We start from the raw sequence: 5,950 nt of genomic DNA, 5'->3' as shown, positions 1-5,950 counted from the left end.
TTTTTTTTGAACTCTTCCACGTCATCATACCCGGCACGTTCGCAGGCTATCTCCAGGAATGACTTCTCCACTTCACTCGCAATAAACTGATCGGCCACGGCCTTCTCCAATTGCTTTACACGCTCGCGCAGGCGCTTGAGTTCTATCTGTTCTTCTGGCGTTTCCACACGAACTACCTTGGGCAACATTGAGTTCTTTCCAAACTCTTTCAGCCAGCCATGGATCGTCCGTGTTCCGGATATCCCGTAGTGACGACGGGCCTGCGTGATCGTCTCAAAACGACCATCCTCTAATTCCCGGACCACTCGCAACTTGAAGCTTTCGCTGTAGCGTATCGCACTTTTTGTTTTCATCGGTTTTCCTTTCTTTTACAAAAACCGACAACCTATTTCAGGTCGGGACATCGATGTTGGGAATTTAACGTTTAATGTTTAGCGTTCGCATTTATTCATCTCCCTCTTCCGTTCCTGCGCGATCCGGGAGCTGGAAGCTCCCATTACTATGAGGAGTCCCGGCGGAAGCCGCCCCCCACACGCCCCGCGCCCTGAGACCCGCGCCCCACAACATCCCCTTTTTGTGAATTCTGTGCTTTTTGTGGTGAATTCCCCCCTCTCCAGCGCGGCTCTTCCTGCGGAGCGGATCCCGCATCCGACTCTATGGGTTGAAAACGCCATACATCGAACGAACCTGCCCCCCTCTGACGGCTCCTGCTTCGCGCAGGTCCGCACCTCATGTGCCTGCGCGAGGGAAAATCACTTCGATGCACGTGCCTCCTTGGTCTCGCGGCACTTTGTTTAGCCGCCAGCCATGGGTGCGACAGAGGCGTTCAACAAGCGTCAACCCATACCCATGCCCCGGCGACGCCACCACGGCGATATCGCTGAACTCGGGCAGTCCCGGACCGTCGTCCTCGATCCGCAGGCGCCCCTCGCCATTGATCGAATCCACGTGCACGCAAACCTCGCCGCCCGGGAGATGGTTGAATGCGTTGCCGATCAAGTTGTAGCACAACACTGCCAGCACTTCACGATGGCAGTCGATCCTCACGGCTTCGTCGAGGAACAATTGAATCCGCAGCGGGTGTGTGGGGTAGAGCGCGCGAATATCATCCACCACCTCAGCGACGACCTCAGCCGGGGCGACCGTCTGCGTCGGCGTCTGTTCGCAGCCTTCCCGAGAGATCATCAAAAAGATCTCGATCAAGCGTTCCATGCGTTGCACGGAACGTTCGATTCGCCCGAAATAACGCTCCCGCGCAGAATCATCCGTGCCCGTCTGAAGCAAGGCGACCGCTCCTTTCAAGGTGGCCACAGGTGTCCGCAACTCATGACTGCAATCCACCAGAAAGTCGCGCTCCCGTACGAGCGACTCGCGCAGACGCACTTCGTAAGCTTCTAACGCACCCTCGAGGAAACCAACTTCGTCGCGATCAATGTGCGCCGACCGTCCTGGGGAAAGCGCACCGGCCTTTATGTCTGGATTCCGTCTCTGCACCCGCTCGGCGAGAACGACCATCGGCTTCAATGCCCATCGGGCAATCAACGAACCTACGGAAAGCGCCACCACCATCACGACAAGCACCGCCACCAGGAGTGCGATTTGAATCGAATCGACAATCGCGTCGGTGTACTCCTCGACCGGAGAGACGAGCCAGGTCACCGTCTGCCCCGACCCGGGCGAGTCGACCCAGATCGCATACTCTTCATCCCAGCGAGACCAGTACACGTAGTCAAGGATTCCATACATCACTTTGCTTCGATTATGATCACTGTCTCCGAATGCCGCATACAGACCGGGCTTCGTGGGTGGATCCGCAAGCCCCATCGCTTCGCTGATTGATTCGCTGGAAGTGTAGCGGACCACACCGGGCGGCAGCGGATCCCCCGGGGCGGCCTGAGCCGCGTTTTCGAGAAGGTGCGCATAGTATTGGTTCTGGACGCGCTCTTCGACGGTGAGCAGCAGCAGCCATCCAGCCCACGCGAACACCACGGCCTGTGAAACAGCCAACCCCACGAGCAGCCAGCGAATCCGCGAGGCCAGGCGACCCGGTGGCCGTTTTTTCGATTCACTCATGTCGGTGCGCCGGATCGATCACGGCCATTTGATAACCTATTCCGCGGTGAGTGTGCAGCAGCGCGGTTCGCTCCCCTCGATCCACTTCAGCACGCAGGGTCGCAATATGCGTGCGCATCGCGTCGCTTCCGGGCGGGTCATCCGCCCAGAGATGACGTTCCAACTCCTGTCGGGGAACGACGGCCGGGGACCGTGCCAGCAGGCATTGAAGGATGGAGTAGCCCATGCGCGTAAGGATGAGCCGCCGGTCGCCTCGGTAGACCTCCCGGGTCGAGGAATTCAATTCGAGGTCGTGCAGACGCAACACCGAGGTTGAAGGCAACGCGGAACTGCGACGCAAGAGCGCCCGCAACCGCGCGAACAATTCCGGCAAGGCAAATGGCTTTACCATGTAGTCATCCGCACCTGCCGCGAATCCCGTCAACCGATCATCGAGCAAGTCTGCGGCGGTCAACATCAACACGGGAATTCGGGGCGCGATGCTGTTCCGCAAACGACGGCAAACCTCCAGCCCGTCAATTACCGGGAGGCGAAGATCCAGAATCACCGCCGCGTGCGTCTGCTCGGTCACACGGTGCAGGGCGAGGGCCCCGTTGGGAACATAGTCGACACTCCACCCCCGTTGCTCGAGGTAGTCCTGAATATTGCCGGCTAAGTCGAAATTATCCTCTACGAGGAGAACGGGTGTATTGGGAGCATCGATCATGGTGAGAAGCGCACCTGGCGGAACAATGCCGTCCTTCGCGCGGTCTCCGCATTTGCTGGCCGGACCCCTCCGTCATGTCAATCTGTTTGTTCAGCGAAAGTCGATCCGTGAAGCATGCGGGCAGGAATCCAATCTCCCCTTTTACGGCTCTGTTGATGACTCCGCTGTTTTTTAGTGGTCCCGGAAAAGGATCGTTTTTGATGAAACGGTCGCTCCCGACGGTCGGACTCCACCATTGCGGCGAGAAGTGAGGCGCGGACGCGGGTGCGATTTGGCGTTTCTTTAACGTTCGCCTCACGATCCGTTAACGCACGCTTCCGTATGCTGGCACCCCACGTCTCATACTCGGCACGTTCATCTGACCGAAATCCGTTCGGTTCAGCCAAGCATGAACTCTGGAATGATTTTTCTCATAACGTCCATCCGACAAACGATCTTACAGATTCAACTGTCCAGTCCGCCTCGATGATCCATGATTCACCACCTCTGGTAGAACGGCTCCGCAAGCCCGTCTCTGCACTAATCGCAGTCTCTCTGATTCTGGCCGCTGTCGTCACTGTGCCAAAGTCCTTTGGAAGCTGGGTTTACGATGCCCTGCAGATCCTCGGCTTTTTCCTCCTGATCGGCGCGGGACTCGGCCGCATCTGGTGCTCTATCTACATTGCCGGTCGAAAGAACACCGTTCTTTGCACCGACGGACCCTATTCCCTCTGCAGGAATCCCCTATATCTCTTTTCGTTCATCGGAGCACTGGGACTCTTCCTGGCCCTCCAGAGCGTGCTGCTCACCCTGATCGCGGCCTTGTTCTTTCTACTGTACTATCGGTTCGTCATTAAGAGCGAAGAAAAGCGACTTCTGGAGATCTTCGGCGCGTCATTTTCAACTTACCTGAGCACGACTCCTCGTTTCTTCCCCCGCTTTTCGAACTACCATCGTGATTCGGAAGAAAGAATGACCTCGATCAAGGTAATCGAAAGAAATCTACGGGAAGTTCTATGGTTTTTCGTGGCCATCCCGTTGATCGACGTGATCGAAATCATTCATGATCAAGGCTACCTGATCTTCGGAAGGGTTCCGTTCTGAGGAGGACTTTCCCAGTTTCGGGATAAGTCTTCGCCGGGCAAAGCTTGCACCCCAGACTGCGCAACGTAATCATCGGAGCAGAAGCTGACATGAAACAGAACGAAAAACCGCAAAAGAGCGTTTCGACAGGACACCGCAACTTTCAAGGTGACCCGGCTGCGCAGGGTGTAGGTGACGGATTATCCGGGCCCGGCATAGTCTCCCGCACCGCCGCGAAAGAGATTTCAGACATTTCGTTGCGAGACCAGGACCTGCCATTTATCGGCACGGAAGAAACCTTTTCCACCCATGAGTTAATGACGCTGAACGACAGGCTGTTCCTTGAGGACACTGGTCTTGCCGAAATCGGCCCGCGACGCATCGGTGCAATGGATGAGGCGGGAATCAACGTTCAAATCCTCTCCGCCCATACACCCGGTGTGCAGAATGTTCCAGGTCAGGAAGGCATCGATTTTGCCTATCGTCTCAATCGAATGCTGGTCGATGGACCGATGGCGGCCTACCCGGGCCGATTCGAGGCGTTCGCAACCCTCCCATTGCAGAATCCGGAGGCCTCAGCGGATGAACTAGAACGCGCGGTTCGGGAAGATGGCTTCCTTGGAGCTCTGACCAATGGGATCATCGGGAAAAAATTTCTCGATCATCCTGATTTCGAGCCGGTGCTGGCGCGTGCCGAGTCCCTTGAAGTGCCGATATACATCCACCCAGGCCTGCCGCCTGACGAAGTCTTCGAAATTTACTACAGGACCGCGCGACCGGAATATCAGAAGGAGTTCCAGGACCAGATTCTCAGTATCTCCGCATATGGTTGGCATCAGGAAGTCGTCACTCAATGCGTTCGAATGATCATGACCGGGGTGTTCGACAGATTTCCCAAACTGCAGATCATCATCGGTCACATGGGAGAGGGCCTTCCGTTTTTCTACGAGCGCATCGTGGGGGAAATGAGCAAGGCGACCGAAGCTTCACTCAATAAGCCTTTCGAGCAATACTTCCATGACAACTTCTGGTTCACCACTAGCGCATTCTTTCAGGATGAGCTGCTCGATCTCTTGCTGAAATACATCCGTGTGGATCGGGTGATGTTTGCAACCGACTATCCGTTTGCAGACATGAAGGAAGGAACCAACTGGTTTCGGGCAGTGGATCTGCCACGCGAGACGAAGGAAAAAATCGCGTTCCGAAATGCAGCAAATCTGTTCGGCATAAAGCTCTGACATGTCCAATCCTGATTTAAAGTTGTCAGTATAGTTTTGGTTATTGTTTGCGTTGTAAGAGGATTAATTAAGGGAGACATTCGCCCCCATGGGGGCGGCGCGGCGATGGACTCGCTCCGGGTAGTTCATTTCCAGAGCACGGTGTGGACGGATCGTATTGAAGCACTCGATAGCGTGCTCTACCATCTTTGCTGCCATCGCTTTTGACGGGAGTTTTCTCCCGAGTCCGTATTCCTGCTTAAGTATGCCGTTGAGCCGTTCGGCCTGTGAGTTTTCGTAGCAATGATTCACTTCGGTCATACTCACCGAGATACCGCGGTTGTGCAGTTCGTTGACATACTTATGGCTGCAGTATTGGCATCCTCTATCGGAGTGGTGCCGTGGTTTTTTGCCCGGAGTCAGGCTGCCACAAGCCTTACGCAGCGCCTCAAGGGCGTCCGTTGTCTCCATCGTATCGCTGAGATGATAACCAACGATTTTTCGCGAGAACTGGTCGCTGATCAAAAAAAGATACTGGAAGCCTTCGTCGGTTGCGATGTATGTTAGATCGCAAAGCCACACTTCCTCCGGAGCCTCGGCCGGACGTTCAGCCACGATATTGGGGAATACGGGAAGATACTCTTTCCACTGAGTTGTGCGCGGTGTGCTCGGCTCCGGCTTGACCAGTAAGTCTTTCTCCCTCAACAGGTCAAAGAACCGGTCGCGGCCCAGTTGGAAAGGAACCTCTTGTTCTTTCATCCGATGGTGCAGTTTTAAGCCTCCTAACTGCGGTTGCACCGCACGTTCACGATTGACCCAGTCCACCACGGCCTCGGTCTCCATCTCCTTGCCTCGACGCTCCATACGTCTTTTGTAATAGTTCTGGCGACTC

The 5,950-nt window shown here is 55.6% G+C and carries 6 protein-coding genes; 2 read left to right on the top strand and 4 right to left on the bottom strand.

The annotated features are described in order from the left end of the window. The 3 genes from H5P30_RS07590 to H5P30_RS07580 all read right to left on the bottom strand — a co-directional run. Window positions 1-353 (bottom strand): transposase (locus H5P30_RS07590; RefSeq protein WP_185691982.1); only part of this gene is annotated, 353 nt, incomplete at its 3' end. A 376-nt stretch (window positions 354-729) separates the two neighbouring features. Beyond that, window positions 730-1,986 (bottom strand): ATP-binding protein, encoded by a 1,257-nt coding sequence (locus H5P30_RS22445; protein ID WP_185692366.1) that lies wholly within the window; start codon window positions 1,984-1,986, stop codon window positions 730-732. 79 nt (window positions 1,987-2,065) lie between these two features. After that, entirely contained in the window at window positions 2,066-2,779 is a 714-nt protein-coding gene (locus tag H5P30_RS07580; protein WP_185692365.1) for a response regulator transcription factor, read from the bottom strand. Between the two features lie 465 nt (window positions 2,780-3,244). Between H5P30_RS07580 and H5P30_RS07575 the strand changes: the two genes are divergently transcribed. Together H5P30_RS07575 and H5P30_RS07570 are read left to right on the top strand one after the other, a co-directional pair. Further along, complete coding sequence (locus H5P30_RS07575) at window positions 3,245-3,862, top strand: methyltransferase family protein (RefSeq protein WP_185692364.1); 618 nt, start codon at window positions 3,245-3,247, stop codon at window positions 3,860-3,862. Window positions 3,863-3,951: 89 nt separating this feature from the next. Beyond that, a complete protein-coding gene (locus tag H5P30_RS07570) occupies window positions 3,952-5,079 on the top strand; it encodes an amidohydrolase family protein (RefSeq protein WP_185692363.1) in 1,128 nt (375 codons plus the stop codon). 63 nt (window positions 5,080-5,142) lie between these two features. Here the strand turns inward: H5P30_RS07570 and H5P30_RS07565 are convergent. Beyond that, on the bottom strand, window positions 5,143-5,950 hold an 808-nt coding region (locus tag H5P30_RS07565; protein ID WP_185692362.1), incomplete at its 5' end, for an IS3 family transposase.

Origin of the sequence: Puniceicoccus vermicola (assembly GCF_014230055.1) — a bacterium.
Taxonomy (GTDB): domain Bacteria; phylum Verrucomicrobiota; class Verrucomicrobiia; order Opitutales; family Puniceicoccaceae; genus Puniceicoccus; species Puniceicoccus vermicola.
The sequence above is the reverse complement of the archived record's forward strand: the minus strand, read 5'-3'. Positions and strand labels throughout refer to the sequence as shown.